The organism is Streptomyces sp. NPDC021020, assembly GCF_044333285.1.
Classification (GTDB): domain Bacteria; phylum Actinomycetota; class Actinomycetes; order Streptomycetales; family Streptomycetaceae; genus Actinacidiphila.
The window spans coordinates 398451-419056 of sequence record NZ_JBIRQQ010000008.1 but is presented as its reverse complement, the minus strand read 5'-3'; the positions used below and the strand labels follow the sequence as shown (position 1 = coordinate 419056).

Sequence of the window (20606 nt, the reverse complement as noted above, 5' to 3'; positions counted from 1 at the left end):
CGGGGCGCGGGTCGTCACCGGCCCGAAGGGGCAGTACGGTTCATTCCGGACCACCTGCCGGTGGTGGGTTGCTCGCGCAGTTCCCCGCGCCCCTGGCGGGGCGCAGCCCCTTCGCAGGGGCGCGGTCAGGACGTGCGGCGGAGGAGCGCCAGGAACATCGCGTCGGTGCCGTGCACGTGCGGCCAGAGCTGAACCGTCGGACCGGGCCCGAGATCCTGCACCCCTGGAAGGAATTCCCGCGCGTCGAGGAGTTCGAGGCCCGGGGTGCGGGCGAGGACGTCGTCCACGACCTCGCGCGTCTCCGCCAGGTGCGGCGAGCAGGTGGCGTAGCCGACGACGCCGCCGGGGCGGGTGGCGGCGACCGCCTCCGTGAGGAGGCCGCGCTGGAGGGGGCCGAAGCCGCGGACGTCCTCCGCGCGGCGCCGCCAGCGTGCCTCGGGCCGGCGGCGCAGCGCGCCGAGGCCCGTGCAGGGGACGTCGACGAGGACCCGGTCGAAGGAGCCGGGGGCCCACACCGGGCGGGTGCCGTCGGCCACGAGGACCTGGTACGGCCCGGGGTTGCCCGCCAGCGCGCGGCCGACGAGCCGCGCGCGGTGCGGCTGCTTCTCGACGGCGACGAGCCGCGCGCCGCGCCCCGCCGCGAGCCCGGCGAGCAGCGCGGCCTTGCCGCCGGGGCCCGCGCAGCCGTCGAGCCAGCGCTCGTCGCGGCCCTCGACGGGCACCGCGGCCAGCGCGGCGGCGACGAGCTGGCTGCCCTCGTCCTGGACGCCGGCCCGGCCCTCGGCCACGGCCGGCACCGCGGCGGGGTCGCCGCCCTCGGCGAGGCGTACGGCGTAGGGCGACCAGCGGCCGGGCTCGGTGGAGCCTTCCGGCATCGCGGCGGCGACCTCCGCGGCGGTGGCGCGGCCGGGGCGGGCGACAAGGGTGACCTCGGGTCGCGCGTTGTCCGCGGCGAGCAGCTCCTCGACGCCCGCCCGACCGCCGCCGAGCGCGTCCCACAGGGCGGAGACGATCCACCGCGGGTGCGAGTGGACCACGGCGAGATGCCCCTCGGCGTCGTCCTCGTAACGCGGCGCGACACGCTCCAGCCACCCGGCGAGGTCGTGCGCGGCGACCTTGCGCAGCACCGCGTTGACGAACCGCGCGCGGCCCTCCCCCAGCACCACGCGGGCGAGGTCGACGGTCGCGGAGACCGCGGCGTGCGGCGGGATGCGCGTCGCGAGCAGCTGGTGCGCGCCGAGCGAGAGCACGTCAAGCACCGGCGGGTCGACCTCGCGCAGCGGCCGGTCGACGCAGGCGGCGATCACCGCGTCGTACGTGCCCTGGTTGCGCAGGGTGCCGTAGACCAGCTCGGTGGCCAGCGCCGCGTCACGCCGGTCGAACGAGCGGCCCTGGTCGGCCGCCTCGCGCTCGGCGGTGCGCAGCAGCCCGGGGAGGACCAGGTTGGCGTACGCGTCCCGCTCGTCGACGGCGCGCAGCGCCTCGAACGCGAGGACCCGTACGGGGTCGCGCTGCGGACGCCGGTGGGGGGTGCCCTGCGGGCGGCGCTGCTGGTGTCTGCCGTTCACTGCGCTCTGTTTCGTCACGTTTGTCGTCTTGTCGTCGAACCTCGCAAGCCTACGCCGTACGGTCAGCGGCCGAGGACCGTGCCGACGGGCGGCTGGACGCCGCGGGCCCAGTCGGCCGCGGGCATCCGCTTCTTGCCCTGCGCCTGCACCTCGCCCAGCAGGACCGCGTGGCTGCCCGTCCCGACGTGCACGGCGTTCTTGGCGACGGCCAGCTCGCCGGGCGCGAGGTCGGTGCGCTCGGGCGCGGGGGTGACGGGGCCGAGCTTGAGCCGCTCGCCGCCGACCAGCGTCCAGGCGCCGGGGGCCGGGGTGCAGCCCCGCACCAGCCGGTCGACCCGCAGCGCGGGCGCCGACCAGTCCACCTCGGCGTTCTCCACGGTGAGCTTCGGCGCGAGGGTGACCCCGTCCGCGGGCTGCTCGCGCGCGACGAGCGAGCCGTCCTCGATGCCGTCCATCGTGGCGACCAGCAGCCCGGCGCCGCTCACCGCGAGCCGCCCCAGCAGATCCCCGCTGGTGTCCTTCGGCCGCACGGCCTCGGTGACGACCCCGTAGACCGGCCCGGAGTCCAGGCCCTCCTCGATCAGGAAGGTGGCGGCACCGGTCATCTCGTCACCGGCCATCACCGCGTGCTGCACGGGCGCGGCCCCGCGCCACGCGGGCAGCAGCGAGAAGTGCAGGTTGACCCAGCCGTGCCGCGGCACGTCCAGCGCGACCCGGGGCAGCAGCGCCCCGTACGCGACGACCGGGCAGCAGTCGGGGGCGATCTCCCGCAGCCGCTCCAGGAATTCGGGCTCCCGCGGCCTGCCGGGCTTGAGCACCTCGATCCCGGCCTCCTCGGCGCGCTGCGCGACCGGGCTGGCCACGAGCTTGCGGCCGCGCCCGGCGACCGCGTCCGGCCGGGTCACGACGGCGGCGACCTCGTGCCGCCCGGCGGCGATCAGGGCGTCGAGCGCGGGTACGGCGACCTCGGGGGTGCCGGCGAAGACGAGCTTCATCGTGCGGGTGTGCCTCTCTCGGTTACCGGCCGCGGCCGAACGTGTCGTGCGGCGACACCCTGACCTCGGGCGGAATCTGCCCCGCCCACTCGGCCTCACGGATCGCCCGCATCGCGGCCGCCTGCTGCTCGGCGTCCAGCCGGTCGACGAACAGGATGCCGTCCAGATGGTCGGTCTCGTGCTGGATGCACCGGGCCAGCCGCTGGGTCCCGCGAATCTCCAGCGGCTCCCCGTACATGTCCAGCCCCCGGGCCACCACTTCCAGCGCCCGCCGGCAGTCGTACGTGAGCCCCGGGATCGACAGGCAGCCCTCCGGGCCGTCCTGCACCTCCTCGCCCAGCGTCAGCTCCGGATTGACCAGGTGTCCCAGCTCGCCTTCCACGAAGTACGTGAACACCCGCAGCGGCACGCCCAGTTGCGGCGCCGCGAGCCCCGCACCGGGCGCCGCCTGCATCGTCTCGGTCAGGTCCTTCACCAGGGTGCGCAATTCCGCGTCGAACGTCGTCACCGGCTGCGCCACCTGACGCAGCACCGGATCGCCGAACAGGCGGATGGGCTTGACGGTCACGCGGGGCCTCTCCTGCCGGACGGGGAACGGCTGCCAATTCTAGATCCCCGGGGGTGCGCGACCCACCGCACGCCCCCAGGGCGTGACTCCCGAGGCCGGTGGCGCGTTGGTCAGGAGAGTTCGACCCGTCACCGTCGGTTGGAGAGGCCTGTTGATGCCCGACCACGCAACCCCTGACGCCCAGGCGCGGGCCAGTCTGCACCTGCTGGTGCGGGACATCGAGAGGGTCCGCCGCCAGGCGGACGCGCTGCGGACGCTCACCGCCCAGCTGGGCAACGTCTACCGCCCGCGCCGCGGCGGCCCCACGGCCGGCTTCGTCGTCTACGGCCGCGCGCCCGCCCCCACGGTGCGGCTCGCGCAGGAGCTTCGGGACAGCGTCGAGACCCTCGTGACCGCGGCGGTCGAGTTCGACCGCTCCCTCGGCTTCTCCTGGGACGCGGTGGGCTCCGCCCTGGGGGTGACCAAGCAGGCGGTCCACCGCCGCTACGGCGGGCGCCGCCCGCCCGTCCCTCCCCCCCTCCCGGAGGACGCCCCTCTCCCCGACCCCCTCCTCCCGAGCCCCCGCAACGGCTGAGCCCCCGGCGCGGTGCGCCCCCGCGCCTCCGGCGCGGGGGTTTTCCCACCCCCACCACCCGTGCAGGTGAGAGCAGAAAGTTTCGGTCCACCTGTGGGGCCGAGTCGCCGTCGGGGGCTCCCCGCAGTACCTCGTTTTTCCTCCACCCCCACCGGGCGGAACGCCGCCAACGCTCCCGGAGGGGGACGGTCCGGGGTGCCCCCGCAGGAATGCGCACCCGGGACCCGCCGCCCAGCGCATGAGGTCGGACGCGCATTCCGAGGAGGTGCCCCGGGGCGGCACCCGACCCACCCACGAGTGGCACCGGCAGACGGCCAAGCACCCGCACGGGTGGGCGGGGCGGGAAAACGAAAACTACCCGATGTCCGCCGGGTCAAGGCGGACAGCGACAGGCTCCCCCCCACCCCGCGCGGCCCGAGCGACCCGCGCCTCCCGCAGCGCCAGCGCCAGCGCCCCCCCACTCCCCGGCGGCACCCGCAAAAGCACCCTCTCCCCGCCGGAAGGCATCGGCACCGGCCCCAGCTGGTCCGCCCCCGGCGGCAGCCGCAGTACCGCGAGCAGCTCCGCCACCGCACCGGGCGGCCCGGAGACCGACGCCATCCGTGCCACCGGCGGAAACCGCAGCTCGGCGCGTTCGGCCAGCTCCCGCACGGCGTGCCCGGCGGGGTCCCACCGGACGAGCGCCTGCACGGGCCGCAGCGTCGGCTCGGCGAGGACGACGACCGTGCCCCCCTCCCCCGCGGGACGCACCAGCGCGGCCGCGGCGGCCCAGCGCCGCAGCGCCTCCTCGCCGGCCCGCAGGTCGGGCCGCCCGAGGAGGGCCCAGCCGTCGAGCAGCAAGGCGGCCGCGTAACCGGGGCCGTCGGCGACGGGCTCCGCGCCCGGCGTGGCGATGACGAGCGCGGGGGCGGCGCCGACGGACGGCAGCACGGTGTCGCGGCCCGACGTCCGCACCGGGACCCGCGGGAAGGCGCGGCCCAGCTCCTCCGCGGTGCGGCGGGCGCCGACGACCTGGGCGCGCAGCCGGAAGCCGCCGCATTCGGGGCAGTGCCAGTCCGCGGCGGGGCGCCCGCACCAGCCGCACGCGGGTGTGCCGCCCTGCTCGTGCAGTTCCAGCGGTCCTGCGCAGGCGGCGCAGCGGGCGGCGGCGCGGCAGGAGCCGCAGGCCAGCCGGGGGACGTAGCCGCGCCGCGGCACCTGTACGAGGACCGGTCCGCGGGCCAGCGCGTCGCGGGTGACCTGCCAGGCGAGCGAGGGCAGCCGGGCGGCGCGGGCGGCGGCGTCCCGGGCCTCGTCGGCGTCGCCGATGGTGCGGATGAGCGGGGCCGCGGCCCGTACCTGGTCGCGGGTCGCGGCCAGCGGCAGCGCCCAGCCGCTGTCGACGAGCTGGGCGCCCTCGACGGTGCCGGTCAGGCCGCCGAGCAGGAAGGCGGTGCGCTCCTCGGTGGCGCGCAGCAGCAGGACGTCCCGGGCCTGCGGGTAGGGCGCGTGCGGCTCGGAGTGGCTGGAGTCGCCGTCGTCCCACACCGCGACGAGGCCGAGGTCGGCGACGGGGGCGAACATGGCGGCACGGGTGCCGACGACGGCGCGGACCGCGCCGCGGCTGACGGCGAGCCAGCGCCGGTAGCGCTCCTCGGGGCCGGCGTCGGCGGTGAGCATGACGTGGTGGCCCTCGCCGAGGAGTGCGGTGAGGGCGGCGTCGGCGCGGGCGACGGCGCGCCCGTCGGGCAGCACGGCGAGGGCGCCGCGCCCGGAGGCGAGGGTCGCGGCGATGGCGCGGGCGAGTTCTTCAGGCCAGTGCGGGCCGGGGAGGGCGAGCCAGACGGCCCGCGGGGTGTCGCCGCGGGCGAGCGCCTGGAGGTAGCCGGGCCCGGTGGCGTACCGCGCCCAGCTGCCGGGCGCGGGGGCGGCGGGGGCGGGCAGCGGCTCGGGGGACGGGTCGCGTTCGGCGCGGGCCATCCGGGGCGGCACGGCGAGCTGGACGACGTCGGCGAGCACCCCGGCGTAGCGGTCGGCGACCTGGCGGCACAGGGTGAGCAGCCGCGGGGTGAGGACGCGCTCGGCGGAGAGGACCTGGGCCAGCGGGGCGAGCGGGCCGGCGTAGTCGCTCTCGGCGCGGCGCTCGACGATGAAGCCGTCGTGCAGGGTGCCGCCCTCGCGCCGCCCCTTGACGACACGCGCGCCGAAGCGGACCCGGACCCGTACGCCGGGCTGGGCGTCCGCGTCCATCGCGGCGGGGACGGCGTAGTCGAAGAACTGGTCCAGGTGCAGCAGCCCCTTGTCGACCAGCACCCGGGCGACCGGCAGCCCCTCGGCGAGGGCGGCTCCGCGCCACGTCCGCGGTTTCGCCTTCCGGACGGCCCCCCGGATAAGGGCGAGTTGCTCCGCCGGTTTGTCCTGGTCGCTCACCCGGCAATCGTGCCAGACGGCTCTGACAGGACGCCCCGACCTGCCCCTTGCGCTGGGCTCCGCGATCTTCCGCCGGTGGGGGCTGGTCGCGCAGTTCCCCGCGCCCCTGGATGGTTGCCACCTGGCGTGGCACGCCACCTTTCCGCCCGGTGGGGGCTGAGCGCGCAGTTCCCCGCGCCCCTGGATGGTTGCCGCCTGGCGTGGCACGCCACCTTTCCGCCCGGTGGGGGCTGAGCGCGCAGTTCCCCGCGCCCCTGATTTGTTGCCCTGCGCCGCAGACATGAGCCCCTCTCGTTCGGGGCTTCGCCGCCGGAGGCGGCTGCTGTTACGCGGGAGGGCACCCGTTTTTGAGGGGCGCGGGGAACTGCGCGACAAGCCACCCACCGGCGGACGGTCGCGGCGGCCACCGCGAGGGGCACCCCGTGGCGCACCCCCTGGCAGGGCGAAGCCCCTCGCGGAGGCGGCGAACCGCGCTTCGCGAGGGGCGGGGGCTACCTCAGATGCCCGCGGCGGCGCGCAGCGCCTCGACGCGGTCCGTGCGCTCCCACGTGAACTCGGGAAGCTCGCGGCCGAAGTGGCCGTACGCGGCGGTGGCCGCGTAGATGGGCCGCAGCAGGTCGAGGTCGCGGATGATCGCGGCCGGCCGCAGGTCGAAGACCTGCGAGATGGCCTGCTCGATCTTCTCGACGTCGACGTTCTCCGTGCCGAAGGTCTCGACGAAGAGCCCGACGGGCTCCGCCTTGCCGATCGCGTACGCGACCTGGACCTCGCAGCGCGCCGCGAGCCCGGCGGCCACGACGTTCTTGGCGACCCACCGCATCGCGTACGCCGCGGAGCGGTCCACCTTGGACGGGTCCTTGCCGGAGAAGGCGCCACCGCCGTGGCGGGCCATACCGCCGTACGTGTCGATGATGATCTTCCGGCCGGTCAGGCCCGCGTCACCCATCGGGCCGCCGATCTCGAACCGCCCGGTGGGGTTGACGAGCAGCTTGTAGCCCTCGGTGTCGAGCTTGATGCCGTCCTCGATGAGCGCCTTGAGCTCGACCTCGACGACGAACTCGCGGATGTCGGGCGCGAGCAGCGACTCCAGGTCGATGTCGGAGGCGTGCTGCGAGGACACCACGACGGTGTCGAGGCGGACGGCCTTGTCGCCGTCGTACTCGATGGTGACCTGCGTCTTGCCGTCGGGCCGCAGGTAGGGGATGGTCCCGTTCTTGCGGACCTCGGTGAGGCGCCGGGAGAGGCGGTGCGCGAGGGTGATGGGCAGCGGCATGAGCTCGGGCGTCTCGTCCGAGGCGTAGCCGAACATCAGGCCCTGGTCGCCCGCGCCCTGCTTGTCGAGGTCGTCCTCGCCCGCGGCGCCCTCGACCCGGGCCTCGTAGGCGGTGTCGACGCCCTGGGCGATGTCGGGCGACTGCGCGCCGATGGACACCGACACGCCGCAGGAGGCGCCGTCGAAGCCCTTCTTGGACGAGTCGTAGCCGATGTCGAGGATCCTGCTGCGGACGAGGGTGGCGATGTCCACGTACGCGGTCGTCGTCACCTCTCCCGCGATGTGCACCTGGCCGGTGGTGATCAGCGTCTCGACCGCGACGCGCGAGGCGGGGTCGGCGGTCAGCAGGGCGTCGAGAATGGTGTCGCTGATCTGATCAGCGATCTTGTCCGGGTGGCCCTCGGTGACGGACTCGGAGGTGAAGAGGCGGCGGGACACATCGCTCCCTGGGGTTGCAGCGGCTGCTGGCTGATTCTTGGTGGAGTGCAGCGGGGCTGCGCCCGGCACTCCGGCGGCAAGTTTATCGTTCGCGCCGCCGGAGCGGACACGACATCTCGTTCCTTGGATGCTGCATGACCTGCGTCACTTCCCACGACGGTATGACGATCAGTCCCGCCACGGCGGCCTTTCATGCGATTCCGCCCGATTCGGTACGGCCGTTCGGGGGATTTCCGCGGAAGCGCCTGGTCGGGGGGCCTCAGCCCCCCTGGGGGGCGCCGCCGAGCCGGACGGACACGAGGTCCCAGACGGTCTCGGCAAGCGCCTCCTTCGGCCCGTACGGCACCTCGGTCTCGCTGCCGTCGGCACCCAGCACGACGGCCGCGTTGTGGTCGGTGCCGAAGGCCGTGCCCTCCCCGACCTCGTTGACGACCAGCAGGTCACAGCCCTTGCGGGCGAGCTTCTTGCGCCCGTTGGCGAGCACGTCGTCCGTCTCGGCGGCGAAGCCGACGACGACCAGGGCGGGGTGCGGGCGGTCCGCGGACAGGCCCGCGAGGATGTCGGGGTTCTCCGCGAGCCCGATCGGCTCGGGGCCCTGGCCGTCCCGCTTCTTGATCTTCATATCCGTGTAATGAGACGGACGGAAATCCGCAACAGCCGCCGCCATCACGACCGCGTCGGCGTCCCGGGCCGCGGCGAGCACCGCGTCGCGCATCTGCGCGGCGCTGCCGACCGGCACCACGTCGGCGCCCGCCGGGTCCGGCAGCGCGGTGTTGGCGGCGACCAGCGTGACCCGGGCGCCGCGCGCGACCGCGGTACGGGCCAGCGCGTAGCCCTGCTTGCCCGAGGAGCGGTTGCCGAGGAAGCGCACCGGGTCCAGCGGCTCGCGGGTGCCGCCGGCGCTGACCACCACATGGCGGCCGGCCAGATCGCGCGTGAGGCCGCCGCGGGCCAGCACCCGGCGGCAGACCTCGAAGATCTCCGCGGGCTCGGGCAGCCGCCCCTTGCCGGTGTCGACACCGGTGAGCCGGCCGACCGCGGGCTCGACGACCACGGCGCCGCGGCGGCGCAGCGTGGCGACGTTCTCCTGCGTCGCGGGGTGCTCCCACATCTCGGTGTGCATGGCGGGGGCGAAGACGACGGGGCAGCGCGCGGTGAGCAGGGTGTTGGTGAGCAGGTCGTCGGCCAGGCCGTGGGCGGCCCGCGCGAGCAGGTCGGCGGTGGCGGGGGCGACGACGACCAGGTCGGCGTGCTGGCCGATCCTGACGTGCGGCACCTCGTGGACGCCGGTCCACACCCCGGTGGCGACCGGGTGGCCGGACAGCGCGGACCAGGTGGCCGCGCCGACGAAGTTCAGCGCCGACTCGGTCGGCACCACGGTGACGTCGTGCCCCGACTCGGTGAGCCGCCGCAGCAGCTCGCAGGACTTGTACGCCGCGATGCCGCCGCCGACCCCGAGCACGACCCGGGGCCGGGCACCCGCCGTACCGCCCGGGGCGTCCGTACCGTCCGCCTGCCGCTCCATGCGTCTCTCCCGTCTGCCGTCGCGCCTTCACCGGCCCTGCTCGCGCCGGCCGCCGCTCCCCCCATGACACACCACAGGCCCGGCGGTCGCGCCGCCGGGCCTGTGGTCATGCGTCGTACGTGTGTGCGCCGTGCGGCTGCTCAGGTGGCCGGGGCCTCGACGGCCTCGGAGGTGAGCAGGCCCGCGTTGATCTCGCGCAGCGCGATCGACAGCGGCTTCTCGTGGACGTGGGTGTCCACCAGCGGGCCGACGTACTCCAGCAGGCCCTCGCCGAGCTGGGAGTAGTACGCGTTGATCTGGCGGGCGCGCTTGGCCGCGTAGATCACCAGGCTGTACTTGGAGTCGGTGGCCTCAAGCAGCTCGTCGATCGGCGGGTTGATGATGCCCTCGGGCGTGGTGATGGAAGAGGACACGCTCTACCTACCCCTACTGACGGGAACGAGTGGACGGTGCGGACGGGGTGGCGGGCGCGGAAGCCGGACCGGGGTCCGGCGCGCGGGACAAAGATGCCACTCAGTCGATGTGCATCAAGGCTAGCAGCTCACGCGCTACATCCTCGACGGAGGTGTTGACAAGGGTGCGGTCGAACTCGGACTCCGCGGCCAGTTCGACCCGGGCCGCGGCCAGCCGGCGCTCGATCACCTCGGGCGACTCGGTGCCCCGGCCGGTGAGCCGGCGGACCAGCTCGTCCCAGCTGGGCGGGGCGAGGAAGACCAGATCGGCCTCCGGCATCGACTCGCGCACCAGCCGGGCGCCCTGGAGGTCGATCTCCAGCAGCACGGGCTCGCCCGCGGCGAGCCGGTCGAGGACCGCCTGCCGCGGGGTGCCGTAGCGATGGCCGGCGAATTCGGCCCACTCCAGCAGTTCGCCGTTGGCGACGAGTTTGTCGAACTCGTCGTCGTCGACGAAGAAATACTGCACGCCGTCCCGTTCACCGGGGCGGGGCTTTCTGGTCGTCGCCGACACCGAGAGCCACACCTCGGGGTGCACGGTGCGCAGGTGGGCGACGACCGTGCTCTTGCCGACCCCGGAGGGGCCGGAGAGCACGGTCAGTCGCGGACGTCTGACCGGGGGGGCCGCGGTGGCCCCCTGCGGAGCGAGGGGGCCGACAGCCCCCCGGGAGACAGCAGAGCTCATGGAGCGATTATCCCTGGTTCCCGAAGGACCCGGGACATCAGGCGGCGGTGCCGCCGAACTCCCGCTCCAGGGAAGCGATCTGGTTCGAGCCAAGACCGCGCACCCGGCGGCTCTCGGAGATGCCGAGCCGCTCCATGATCTGCTTGGCGCGCACTTTCCCGACACCGGGAAGGGACTCGAGCAGGGCGGAGACCTTCATCTTGCCGATGACGTCGTTCTCCTGGCCTTGCTTGATGACCTCGTGCAGAGACGCGCCGGAGTGCTTCAGTCGGTTCTTGACCTCGGCGCGCTCCCGGCGAGCCGCGGCGGCCTTTTCGAGCGCGGCAGCGCGCTGTTCGGGGGTAAGGGGCGGAAGTGCCACGCCTACGTCACCTCGGAAGTAGAGCAATCGGATATGGACCGGTGGAACACGCTCCCCCACACCTGTGCGGAGGAGAGGAGCTGCGCGGGTGAACTGCGCGCTCCTGTCGGAGACTAGCGGTCCGGACGGCTCACGTCAGCGAGAACAGTCGAAAAGTCCTGGTCAGCCTTGATCCGAGGGGATATTTGGGACAAAGCGGAACACCTTGCGAGCACAAAGCCGCAGGTGGTTGAATCCGGCCCTTTTTCTGTTCGATATTCGACCGTATTACCCGCAGGTATTACCGCACTATTGCCCCGCTTGGCGTACCTCGTCGGCGTACCGCCGGGCGGCCGCACGCAGCGCCGCCGCGTCCGGTCCGTGCCGCAGCACCCCGCGGCTCACGCTCGGCAGTACGTTGGCCAGCGCGGCGCCGAAGACGCCCGGGAGGTCGGCCGGGGTCGCCCCCTGCGCGCCGACGCCCGGGGCCAGCAGCGGCCCGTTCACCGCCAGGTTCACCCCGGCGCGGCCCAGCGTCGCGCCCACCACCGCGCCGACCGAGCCCAGCGGGGCCGTCCCGTCGTTCTCCTCGGCGATGGCGTCCAGCACCACCTGGGCGACCGGCCGGCCGTCGGCGGCCGTCGCGCGCTGTACCTCGGCGCCCTCCGGGTTCGAGGTCAGCGCCAGGACGAAGACGCCCGCGCCCGCCGCCCGCGCCGCGTCCAGCGCGGGCCGCAGCGAGCCGAAGCCCAGGTACGGGCTGACCGTGACCGCGTCGCTGAACAGCGGCGAGGACGGGTCCAGGTACGTGGCGGCGTACGCGGCCATCGTCGAGCCGATGTCGCCCCGCTTGGCATCCATCAGCACCAGCGCACCCGCCTGCCGGGCCGCGGCGACGGCCCGCTCCAGCACCGCGACACCGCGCGAGCCGAAGCGCTCGAAGAAGGCCGACTGCGGCTTGAGCACCGCGACCTGCTCCGCCAGCGCCTCGACCGTGGTCATCGTGAAGCGCTCCAGGCCCGCGACGTCGTCGCCGACCCCCCACTCGGCCAGCAGCGAGGCGTGCGGGTCGATGCCGACGCACAGCTGCCCGCGGGTGTCCATGGCCCGGCGCAGCCGCGCGCCGAAGGGTTCCTGCTCGGTGCTCACGAGGTGGCCTTCCTGGTGTCGGCGCCGACCGCGTCGGCGAGGGTGGCGTACGGGCTCGCGGCCAGCCGGGCGGCCAGCCCCTTGTGGACGGCGCGCATCCAGAAGGGCCCCTGGTAGATGAAGGCGCTGTAGCCCTGGACGAGCGTCGCACCCGCCAGGATGCGCTGCCAGGCGTCCTCGGCGTCCGCCACGCCGCCGACGCCGACCAGCGTGATCCGGTCGCCGACCCGCTCGTACAGCCGCCGCAGCACCTCCAGCGAGCGGTCCTTCAGCGGCGCCCCGGACAGGCCGCCGGTCTCGGCGGCGACCGCGGGGTCGCCGGTCAGGCCCAGGCTCTCGCGGGCGATGGTGGTGTTGGTGGCGATGATGCCGTCCAGGCCCAGCTCGACGGCCAGGTCGGCGACCGCGTCGACGTCCTCGTCCGCGAGGTCCGGTGCGATCTTGACCAGCAGCGGGACCCGCCGCTCGGGCACCGCCCGGTCGGCGGCCTCCCGCACCCCGGCCAGCAGCGGCCGCAGCGCCTCGGTGGCCTGAAGGCTGCGCAGCCCCGGAGTGTTCGGCGACGACACATTGACAACCAGGTAGTCGGCGTGCCGGGCCAGCCGCTCGGCGGAGGCCACGTAATCCTGTACGGCCTCCCCCTCCGGGACGACCTTGGTCTTGCCGATGTTGACGCCCACGGTGACCGGGAAGACCGCCCGCCGCGCCGCCAGCCGGGCCGCGACGGCGGCGGAGCCGTCGTTGTTGAACCCCATCCGGTTGATCAGCGCGCGGTCCGGCACCAGCCGGAAGAGCCGCGGCTGCGGATTGCCGGGCTGCGGCCGCGCGGTGACCGTACCGATCTCGACGTGGTCGAAGCCGAGCATCGCCATGCCGTCGACGGCGACGGCGTTCTTGTCGAACCCCGCCGCCAGGCCGAACGGCCCCGGCATCGTCCGCCCGAACGCGGTGGTCCGCAGGCTCGCCTGCGGACGGGCCAGGACGCGGGCGGCCAGCGCCCGCACCCCGGGCGTCCGGGCCGCGGCCCGGATCCACCCGAAGGCGAGGTGATGCGCCTTCTCGGCGTCCATCCGCCGGAAGAGCATCCGGAAGAGCAAGTCGTACATGCGTCGCTTTCTCGTCGTACGGTTCGGTGCGCCCGCGTCTGGGGGCGCGTGAGGTGCCCCCCACGCGCCCCTCAAAACGCTCGCCCCGCGCGGCTATGCGCGGCTCGCTGCCAGGCGGGCGGCGTGCTCCTGGAGGGAGCCGACGCCGATCTCGCCGCGGGTCAGGGCGTCGATGCCCTGGACGGCCGCCGCGAGCGCCTGCACCGTCGTGAGGCAGGGGATGCCCCGCGACACCGCGGCCGTACGGATGTCGTAGCCGTCGAGGCGGCCGCCCGTGCCGAACGGGGTGTTCACGATCAGGTCCACCTCGCCCTCGTGGATGAGGGTGACGATCGTGGGCTCGCCCTCGGGCCCGACGCCCTCGCTCTGCTTGCGCACGACCTTCGCGTGGATCCCGTTGCGGCGCAGCACCTCCGCGGTGCCGGAGGTGGCGAGCAGCTCGAAGCCGTGCTCGATGAGCGCGCGGGCCGGGAAGATCAGGGCGCGCTTGTCGCGGTTGGCGACCGAGATGAAGGCGCGGCCCTTGCTGGGCAGGGCCCCGTACGCGGCGGCCTGGGATTTGGCGTAGGCGGTGCCGAAGACCGCGTCGATGCCCATGACCTCGCCGGTGGAGCGCATCTCCGGGCCGAGGATGGTGTCGACGCCGCGGCCCTGGGGGTCGCGGAAGCGGCTCCAGGGCAGCACGGCCTCCTTGACGGAGATCGGCGCGTCCAGCGGCAGCTCCCCGCCGTCGCCGGTGGCGGGCAGCAGGCCCTCGGCGCGCAGCTCGGCGATGGTCGCGCCGAGCGAGATACGGGCGGCGGCCTTGGCGAGCGGCACCGCGGTGGCCTTGGAGGTGAAGGGGACGGTACGGGAGGCGCGCGGGTTGGCCTCCAGGACGTAGAGGATGTCCCCGGCCAGCGCGAACTGGATGTTGATCAGGCCCTGCACGCCGACACCGCGGGCGATGGCCTCGGTGGAGGCGCGCAGCCGCTTGATGTCGTGGCCGCCCAGCGTGATCGGGGGCAGCGCGCACGCGGAGTCGCCGGAGTGGATACCGGCTTCCTCGATGTGCTCCATGACGCCGCCGAGGTAGAGCTCGTGGCCGTCGTAGAGGGCGTCCACGTCGATCTCGATCGCGTCGTCGAGGAAGCGGTCGACCAGGACCGGGCGATCGTGGCTGATCTCGGTGGATTCGGCGATGTACTCGGCGAGCCGCGCCTCGTCGTAGACGATCTCCATGCCGCGTCCGCCGAGCACGTAGGACGGCCGGACGAGGACCGGGTAGCCGATCTCGTCGGCGATGGCCTTGGCGCCGGGGAAGGACGTGGCGGTGCCGTGCTTGGGCGCGGGCAGGCCGGCCTCGGCCAGGACGCGGCCGAAGGCGCCGCGGTCCTCGGCGAGGTGGATGGCCTCGGGCGAGGTGCCGACGACCGGCACGCCGTTGTCCTTGAGGGCCTGCGCGAGGCCCAGCGGGGTCTGGCCGCCGAGCTGGACGACGACGCCGGCGACCGGGCCGGCCTGCTCCTCGGCGTGCACGATCTCCAGTACGTCCTCCAGCGTGAGCGGCTCGAAGTAGAGCCGGTCGGAGGTGTCGTAGTCGGTGGAGACGGTCTCCGGGTTGCAGTTGACCATGACGGTCTCGTACCCGGCGTCGTGCAGCGCGAAGGAGGCGTGCACGCAGGAGTAGTCGAACTCGATGCCCTGGCCGATGCGGTTGGGCCCGGAGCCCAGGATGATCACCGCGGGCCTGCTCCGCGGCGCGACCTCGGTCTCCTCGTCGTAGGAGGAGTAGAAGTACGGCGTGGCGGCGGCGAACTCGGCGGCGCAGGTGTCGACGGTCTTGTAGACCGGGCGGATGCCGAGCGCGTGCCGCACCTCGCGGACGGTCTCCTCGCGCAGGTCGCGGATGCCGGCGATCTGGGCGTCGGAGAAGCCGTGCCGCTTGGCCTCGGCGAGCAGTTCCGGTTCGAGGCGGTCGGCGGCGGCAAGCTCCTCGGCGTATTCGTGGATGAGGAAGAGCTGGTCGACGAACCACGGGTCGATCTTCGTGGACGCGAAGACCTCCTCCGGGGTGGCGCCGGCGCGGATCGCGGCCATGACGGTGTTGATCCGGCCGTCGGTGGGGATCGCGGCGCGCTCCAGCAGCTCGGCCTTCGCCGCCGGGTCGGCGGGGGTCGCGAAGTCGAACTGCGAGCCCTTCTTCTCCAGCGAGCGCAGCGCCTTGTTGAGGGCCTCGGTGAAGTTGCGGCCGATGGCCATGGCCTCGCCGACCGACTTCATGGTGGTGGTGAGGGCGGCGTCGGCGGCCGGGAACTTCTCGAAAGCGAAGCGCGGCACCTTGACCACGACGTAGTCGAGCGTGGGCTCGAAGGACGCCGGGGTCTTCTCGGTGATGTCGTTGGGGATCTCGTCGAGGGTGTAGCCGACGGCGAGCCGGGCGGCGATCTTGGCGATCGGGAAGCCGGTGGCCTTGGAGGCCAGCGCGGAGGAGCGGGAGACCCGGGGGTTCATCTCGATGACGATGACCCGGCCGTCCTCGGGGTTGACGGCGAACTGGATGTTGCAGCCGCCGGTGTCGACGCCGACCTCGCGGATCACGGCGATGCCGATGTCGCGCAGGATCTGGTACTCGCGGTCGGTGAGGGTCATGGCGGGCGCGACGGTGATGGAGTCGCCGGTGTGCACGCCCATGGGGTCGAAGTTCTCGATGGAGCAGACGACCACGACGTTGTCGTGCTTGTCGCGCATCAGCTCCAGCTCGTACTCCTTCCAGCCGAGGATGGACTCCTCCAGCAGCACCTCGGTCGTCGGCGAGAGGGTCAGGCCCTGGCCGGCGATCCGGCGCAGCTCCTCCTCGTCGTGCGCGAAGCCGGAGCCGGCGCCGCCCATGGTGAAGGAGGGGCGGACGACGACGGGGTAGCCGCCGAGGGTGTCGACGCCGGTGAGGACGTCGTCCATGGTGTGGCAGATGACCGAGCGGGCGGACTCGCCGTGGCCGATCTTGGCGCGGACCGCCTCGACGACGCCCTTGAACTGGTCGCGGTCCTCGCCCTTGTGGATGGCCTCGACGTTGGCGCCGATCAGCTCGACGCCGTATTCGGCGAGCGTGCCGTTCTCGTGCAGCGCGATCGCGGTGTTGAGCGCGGTCTGACCGCCGAGGGTGGGCAGCAGCGCGTCGGGGCGCTCCTTGGCGATGATCTTCTCGACGTACTCCGGGGTGATCGGCTCGACGTACGTGGCGTCGGCGATCTCCGGGTCGGTCATGATCGTGGCCGGGTTGGAGTTGACCAGGACGACGCGCAGGCCCTCGGCCTTGAGGACGCGGCAGGCCTGGGTGCCGGAGTAGTCGAACTCCGCGGCCTGGCCGATGACGATCGGACCCGAGCCGATGACCAGAACGGACCGGATGTCGGTGCGCTTAGGCACGCTGGGCCTCCATGAGCTTGACGAAGCGGTCGAACAGGTACGCGGCGTCGTGCGGGCCGGCCGCGGCCTCGGGGTGGTACTGGACGGAGAAGGCGGGCCGGTCGAGCAGCCGCAGGCCTTCCACCACCTGGTCGTTGAGGCAGACGTGGCTGACCTCGGCGCGCCCGTACGGGGTCTGGCTGACCTCGTCGAGGGGGGCGTCGACGGCGAAGCCGTGGTTGTGCGCGGTGACCTCGACCTTGCCGGTCGCGCGGTCCTGCACCGGCTGGTTGATGCCGCGGTGGCCGTACTTGAGCTTGTACGTGCCGAAGCCGAGGGCGCGGCCGAGCAGTTGGTTGCCGAAGCAGATGCCGAACAGCGGGGTGCCGCGTTCCAGGACCGCCTTGACGACGGTGAGGTCCGCGGTGGCGGGGTCGCCGGGGCCGTTGGACAGGAAGACGCCGTCGGGCGCGATCGCGTAGACGTCCTCGGCGGTGGCGTTCGCGGGCAGCACGTGCACCTCGATGCCGCGCTCGGCCATCCGGTGCGGGGTCATGCCCTTGATGCCGAGGTCGAGGGCGGCGACGGTGAAGCGCTTCTCGCCGACCGCGGGCACGACGTACGGCTGCTCGGTGGCGACCTCGCCGGCCAGGTCGGCACCGGTCATCTCGGGGGCCTGGCGGACCTTCGCGAGCAGGGTGCCCTCGTCGGCGAGCGCGTTGCCGGAGAAGATGCCGACCCGCATGGCGCCGCGCTCGCGCAGGTGCCGGGTCAGGGCGCGGGTGTCGATGCCGCTGATGCCGACGACGCCCTGGGCGGTCAGCTCCTCGTCCAGCGAGCGCACGGAGCGCCAGTTGGACGGGCGGCGGGCGGGGTCGCGGACGACGTAGCCGGACACCCAGATGCGGCGGGACTCGGGGTCCTCGTCGTTGACGCCGGTGTTGCCGACGTGCGGGGCGGTCATGACGACCACCTGCCGGTGGTAGGAGGGGTCGGTGAGGGTCTCCTGGTAGCCGGTCATGCCGGTGGAGAAGACGGCCTCGCCGAAGGTCTCCCCCACCGCGCCGTAGGCGCGGCCGCGGAAGGTGCGGCCGTCCTCCAGGACGAGTACGGCGGGCGTGCGCGCCGCCCGGGTGGAGGTCGTCATTTCGCGCCTTCCTTCTGGTGCTGCTCGGATTCCGGCCGGATGCCGGTGAAGGCGACAGCGCTGTCGCCGCTGAGGTCGGTGATCCGCTCGGCCCACGCGGGGTGCCGCGCGGCGCTGTCGAGGCGGAAGCCGGAGTCGATGAGGGTGCCGCCGTGCTCCCAGGTGACGACCAGCAGGCCGCCCTCGGTGAGGACCTTGCCGGCGATGCCCTTGTCGAGCCGGGCGCCGCGCAGGGCGGCGGTGGGGACGAAGAAGCCGGGTGCGCCGGTGCGGTCGACGTCCAGCCCCTCGGCGGTGAGGGTGAGTCCGGCGCGGCTGCGGACGCCCAGGCCGTGCGCGACGATGCGGTCCAGCCACTGCCCGGCGGTGGTGCTGCCGTGGTAGCGGCCCTCGTCGCCGAGCAGGACCTCGCCGGTGGCCTCGGGAGGCTGCGGGAGGGCGGGCAGGCCGCCCTGGAGGGTGCGGCGCCACTGCCAGCCCTGCCGCATCAGCCAGTAGACCAGGCCGACGACGAGGGCCAGGCCCACGATCCAGCCGATCCGGTCGCCCCAGTGGGTGACCTTCGCCGAGTGCTTGCCCTCGGCCTGCGCGGCCGCGAGGCTGAGCCGATCCAGTGGTGTCATACGAGCTGTCCGTCCATGACCGTCGCACGGCCCCGCAGGAAGGTCGCGACGACCCGGCCCGGCAGCTCGCGGCCCGCGTACGGGGTGTTGCGGCTGCGGGAGGCGAATCCCGCGGGATTGACGGTCCCACGGTATGCGGCATCGACCAGCACCAGGTTCGCGGGCTCGCCGGGGGCGACGGGCCGGCCGTGCCCGGCGAGCCGGCCGATGGCGGCGGGGCGGGCGGACATCCGGTCGGCGACGCCGGACCAGTCGAGCAGCCCGGTGTCGACCATGGTGTGCTGCACCACGGACAGGGCGGTCTCCAGGCCGACCATGCCCATGGCGGCCGCGGCCCACTCGCAGTCCTTGTCCTCGTGCGGGTGCGGGGCGTGGTCGGTGGCGACGCAGTCGATCGTGCCGTCGGCCAGCGCCTCGCGCAGCGCCAGGACGTCGGCCTCGGTGCGCAGCGGCGGGTTGACCTTGTAGACCGGGTCGTAGGAGCGGACCAGCTCGTCGGTCAGCAGCAGGTGGTGCGGGGTGACCTCGGCGGTGACGTCCCAGCCCTTGGACTTGGCCCAGCGCACGATCTCCACCGAGCCCGCGGTGGACAGGTGGCAGATGTGCACGCGGGAGCCGACGTGCGCGGCCAGCAGCACGTCGCGGGCGATGATCGACTCCTCGGCGACCGCGGGCCAGCCGGTCAGGCCCAGCTCGCCGGAGACGGTGCCCTCGTTCATCTGGGCGCCCTCGGTGAGCCGGGGCTCCTGGGCGTGCTGGGCGACGACGCCGCCGAACGCCTTCACGTACTCCAGCGCGCGGCGCATGATCACGGCGTCGTCCACGCACTTGCCGTCGTCGGAGAAGACCCGGACCTGCGCGGCGGAGTCGGCCATCGCGCCCAGCTCGGCGAGCTGCTTGCCCTCCAGGCCCACGGTGACCGCGCCGACCGGCTGGACGTCGCAGTAGCCGGACTCCCGGCCGAGCCGCCAGACCTGCTCGACGACGCCCGCGGTGTCGGCCACGGGGAAGGTGTTGGCCATGGCGTGCACGGCGGTGTAGCCGCCGGCGGCGGCCGCGCGGGTGCCGGTCAGCACCGTCTCGGAGTCCTCGCGGCCGGGCTCGCGCAGGTGGGTGTGCAGGTCGACCAGGCCCGGCAGCAGGACGTGGCCCGCGGCCTCGACGACCGCCGCGCCCTCGGGGGCCGCGAGGCCCTCGCCGACGGCCGTCACGGTCTCGCCGGTGATCAGCACGTCCTGCGCAGCGCCGCCGAGGACCTTCGCGCCGCGGATCAGGGTGGTGTCGCTCATGGTCACTTGCTCTCCTCGGTGCGGGCGGCGGGGCCCGGGTCGGTGCCGGGTGCGGGTCGTTCGGTGCTGAGGGCCGGCTCGGAGCCGCCGAGCAGCAGGTAGAGCACCGCCATCCGGGTGCTGACACCGTTGGCGACCTGCTCCACGGCGGTGCAGCGCGGCGAGTCGGCGACCTCGGCGGTCATCTCCATGCCGCGGTTCATCGGGCCGGGGTGCATGACGATGGCGTGCTCGGGCAGCGCGGCCATCCGCCGGCCGTCCAGGCCGTAGCGGCGGGCGTACTCGCGCTCGGTCGGGAAGTACGCGGCGTTCATCCGCTCGCGCTGCACCCGCAGCATCATGACCGCGTCGGACTTCGCGAGGACCGCGTCGAGGTCGTAGGACACCTCGCAGGGCCAGGTCTCCACGCCGATCGGCAGCAGCGTGGGCGGGGCGACGAGGGTGACGCCCGCGCCGAGGGTGGCCAGCAGCTGGACGTTGGAGCGGGCGACGCGGCTGTGCAGGATGTCGCCGACGATGGTGATCCGGCGTCCTGCCAGGTCGCGGCCGGTGCCGGACAGGTGGCGGCGCATCGTGAAGGCGTCCAGCAGCGCCTGCGTGGGGTGCTCGTGGGTGCCGTCGCCGGCGTTGACCACCGAGGCGTTGATCCAGCCGGACGTGGCGAGGTTGTGCGGGGCGCCGGAGGAGTGGTGCCGTACGACGACGGCGTCGGCGCCCATCGCCTCCAGGGTCAGCGCGGTGTCCTTCAGCGACTCGCCCTTGGAGACCGAGGAGCCCTTGGCGGAGAAGTTGATGACGTCGGCGGACAGCCGCTTGGCCGCCGCCTCGAAGGAGATGCGGGTGCGCGTCGAGTCCTCGAAGAACAGGTTGACGACGGTGCGGCCGCGCAGGGTGGGCAGCTTCTTGATCGGCCGGTCGGCGACGCGGGCCATCTCCTCGGCGGTGTCGAGGATCAGCAGGGCGTCGTCACGGGTGAGGTCGGCGGCCGAGATCAGGTGGCGCTTCATGGTGACTCGTCTCCGGGTGTGCGGGGGCGTGGCGGGGCGGCCTTCGGGCATGCGGCGGCGCAGGACCCCCG

At 73.8% G+C, this 20606-nt stretch carries 17 protein-coding genes; 1 reads left to right on the top strand and 16 read right to left on the bottom strand.

The features are described 5' to 3' along the window. Positions 1–125 precede the first annotated feature (125 nt). The 3 genes from ACH4SL_RS25625 to def all read right to left on the bottom strand — a co-directional run bounded on the left by ACH4SL_RS25625 (position 126) and on the right by def (position 3131). Positions 126–1568, bottom strand: coding sequence for an RsmB/NOP family class I SAM-dependent RNA methyltransferase (locus ACH4SL_RS25625; protein WP_398449461.1), 1443 nt, complete (start codon positions 1566–1568; stop codon positions 126–128). A gap of 62 nt (positions 1569–1630) precedes the next feature. Next, a complete protein-coding gene (gene fmt, locus ACH4SL_RS25620; RefSeq protein ID WP_398449459.1) occupies positions 1631–2563 on the bottom strand; it encodes a methionyl-tRNA formyltransferase in 933 nt (310 codons plus the stop codon). A gap of 22 nt (positions 2564–2585) precedes the next feature. Further along, positions 2586–3131 (bottom strand): peptide deformylase, encoded by a 546-nt coding sequence (gene def / locus ACH4SL_RS25615; RefSeq protein ID WP_398449457.1) that lies wholly within the window; start codon positions 3129–3131, stop codon positions 2586–2588. 154 nt (positions 3132–3285) lie between these two features. Between def and ACH4SL_RS25610 the strand changes: the two genes are divergently transcribed. Beyond that, positions 3286–3705: a hypothetical protein gene (locus ACH4SL_RS25610; RefSeq protein ID WP_398449455.1), complete on the top strand. Its 420-nt coding sequence runs from the start codon at positions 3286–3288 to the stop codon at positions 3703–3705. Between the two features lie 354 nt (positions 3706–4059). Here ACH4SL_RS25610 and ACH4SL_RS25605 read toward each other — a convergent pair whose 3' ends face one another. The 13 genes from ACH4SL_RS25605 to ACH4SL_RS25545 all read right to left on the bottom strand — a co-directional run bounded on the left by ACH4SL_RS25605 (position 4060) and on the right by ACH4SL_RS25545 (position 20535). Beyond that, a complete protein-coding gene (locus tag ACH4SL_RS25605; protein ID WP_398449453.1) occupies positions 4060–6114 on the bottom strand; it encodes a primosomal protein N' in 2055 nt (684 codons plus the stop codon). 496 nt (positions 6115–6610) lie between these two features. Next, a complete protein-coding gene (gene metK, locus ACH4SL_RS25600) occupies positions 6611–7825 on the bottom strand; it encodes a methionine adenosyltransferase (RefSeq protein WP_398449451.1) in 1215 nt (404 codons plus the stop codon). 259 nt (positions 7826–8084) lie between these two features. After that, positions 8085–9350 carry a bifunctional phosphopantothenoylcysteine decarboxylase/phosphopantothenate--cysteine ligase CoaBC gene (gene coaBC / locus ACH4SL_RS25595; RefSeq protein WP_398449449.1) on the bottom strand — a complete coding sequence of 422 codons (1266 nt, stop codon included), beginning with the start codon at positions 9348–9350 and terminating at the stop codon, positions 8085–8087. 140 nt (positions 9351–9490) lie between these two features. Continuing rightward, positions 9491–9763, bottom strand: coding sequence for a DNA-directed RNA polymerase subunit omega (rpoZ, locus tag ACH4SL_RS25590; protein ID WP_031515417.1), 273 nt, complete (start codon positions 9761–9763; stop codon positions 9491–9493). A gap of 100 nt (positions 9764–9863) precedes the next feature. Beyond that, positions 9864–10487, bottom strand: a complete 624-nt coding sequence (gene gmk / locus ACH4SL_RS25585) for a guanylate kinase (RefSeq protein ID WP_398449447.1) — start codon at positions 10485–10487, stop codon at positions 9864–9866. Positions 10488–10524: 37 nt separating this feature from the next. Beyond that, on the bottom strand, positions 10525–10848 hold the full coding sequence (locus tag ACH4SL_RS25580) for an integration host factor (protein WP_031515413.1): 324 nt from the start codon (positions 10846–10848) through the stop codon (positions 10525–10527). A gap of 288 nt (positions 10849–11136) precedes the next feature. Next, positions 11137–11976 carry an orotidine-5'-phosphate decarboxylase gene (gene pyrF / locus ACH4SL_RS25575; RefSeq protein ID WP_398449444.1) on the bottom strand — a complete coding sequence of 280 codons (840 nt, stop codon included), beginning with the start codon at positions 11974–11976 and terminating at the stop codon, positions 11137–11139. After that, a complete protein-coding gene (locus ACH4SL_RS25570; RefSeq protein WP_398449442.1) occupies positions 11973–13082 on the bottom strand; it encodes a quinone-dependent dihydroorotate dehydrogenase in 1110 nt (369 codons plus the stop codon). The genes pyrF and ACH4SL_RS25570 overlap by 4 nt, the downstream gene beginning before the upstream one ends. 93 nt (positions 13083–13175) lie before the next feature. Then, a complete protein-coding gene (gene carB, locus ACH4SL_RS25565; protein WP_398449440.1) occupies positions 13176–16490 on the bottom strand; it encodes a carbamoyl-phosphate synthase large subunit in 3315 nt (1104 codons plus the stop codon). After that, on the bottom strand, positions 16483–17616 hold the full coding sequence (gene carA / locus ACH4SL_RS25560; protein ID WP_398449438.1) for a glutamine-hydrolyzing carbamoyl-phosphate synthase small subunit: 1134 nt from the start codon (positions 17614–17616) through the stop codon (positions 16483–16485). The genes carB and carA overlap by 8 nt, the downstream gene beginning before the upstream one ends. Then, the gene (locus tag ACH4SL_RS25555) at positions 17613–18239 is read right to left on the bottom strand and encodes a hypothetical protein (protein ID WP_398449435.1); all 627 of its coding nucleotides are present in this window, start codon (positions 18237–18239) and stop codon (positions 17613–17615) included. Before ACH4SL_RS25555 ends, carA begins: the two co-directional genes overlap by 4 nt. Further along, positions 18236–19528 (bottom strand): dihydroorotase, encoded by a 1293-nt coding sequence (locus tag ACH4SL_RS25550; RefSeq protein ID WP_398449433.1) that lies wholly within the window; start codon positions 19526–19528, stop codon positions 18236–18238. The genes ACH4SL_RS25555 and ACH4SL_RS25550 overlap by 4 nt, the downstream gene beginning before the upstream one ends. 2 nt (positions 19529–19530) lie before the next feature. Next, positions 19531–20535 (bottom strand): aspartate carbamoyltransferase catalytic subunit, encoded by a 1005-nt coding sequence (locus tag ACH4SL_RS25545; protein ID WP_398449431.1) that lies wholly within the window; start codon positions 20533–20535, stop codon positions 19531–19533. Positions 20536–20606: the final 71 nt, after the last annotated feature.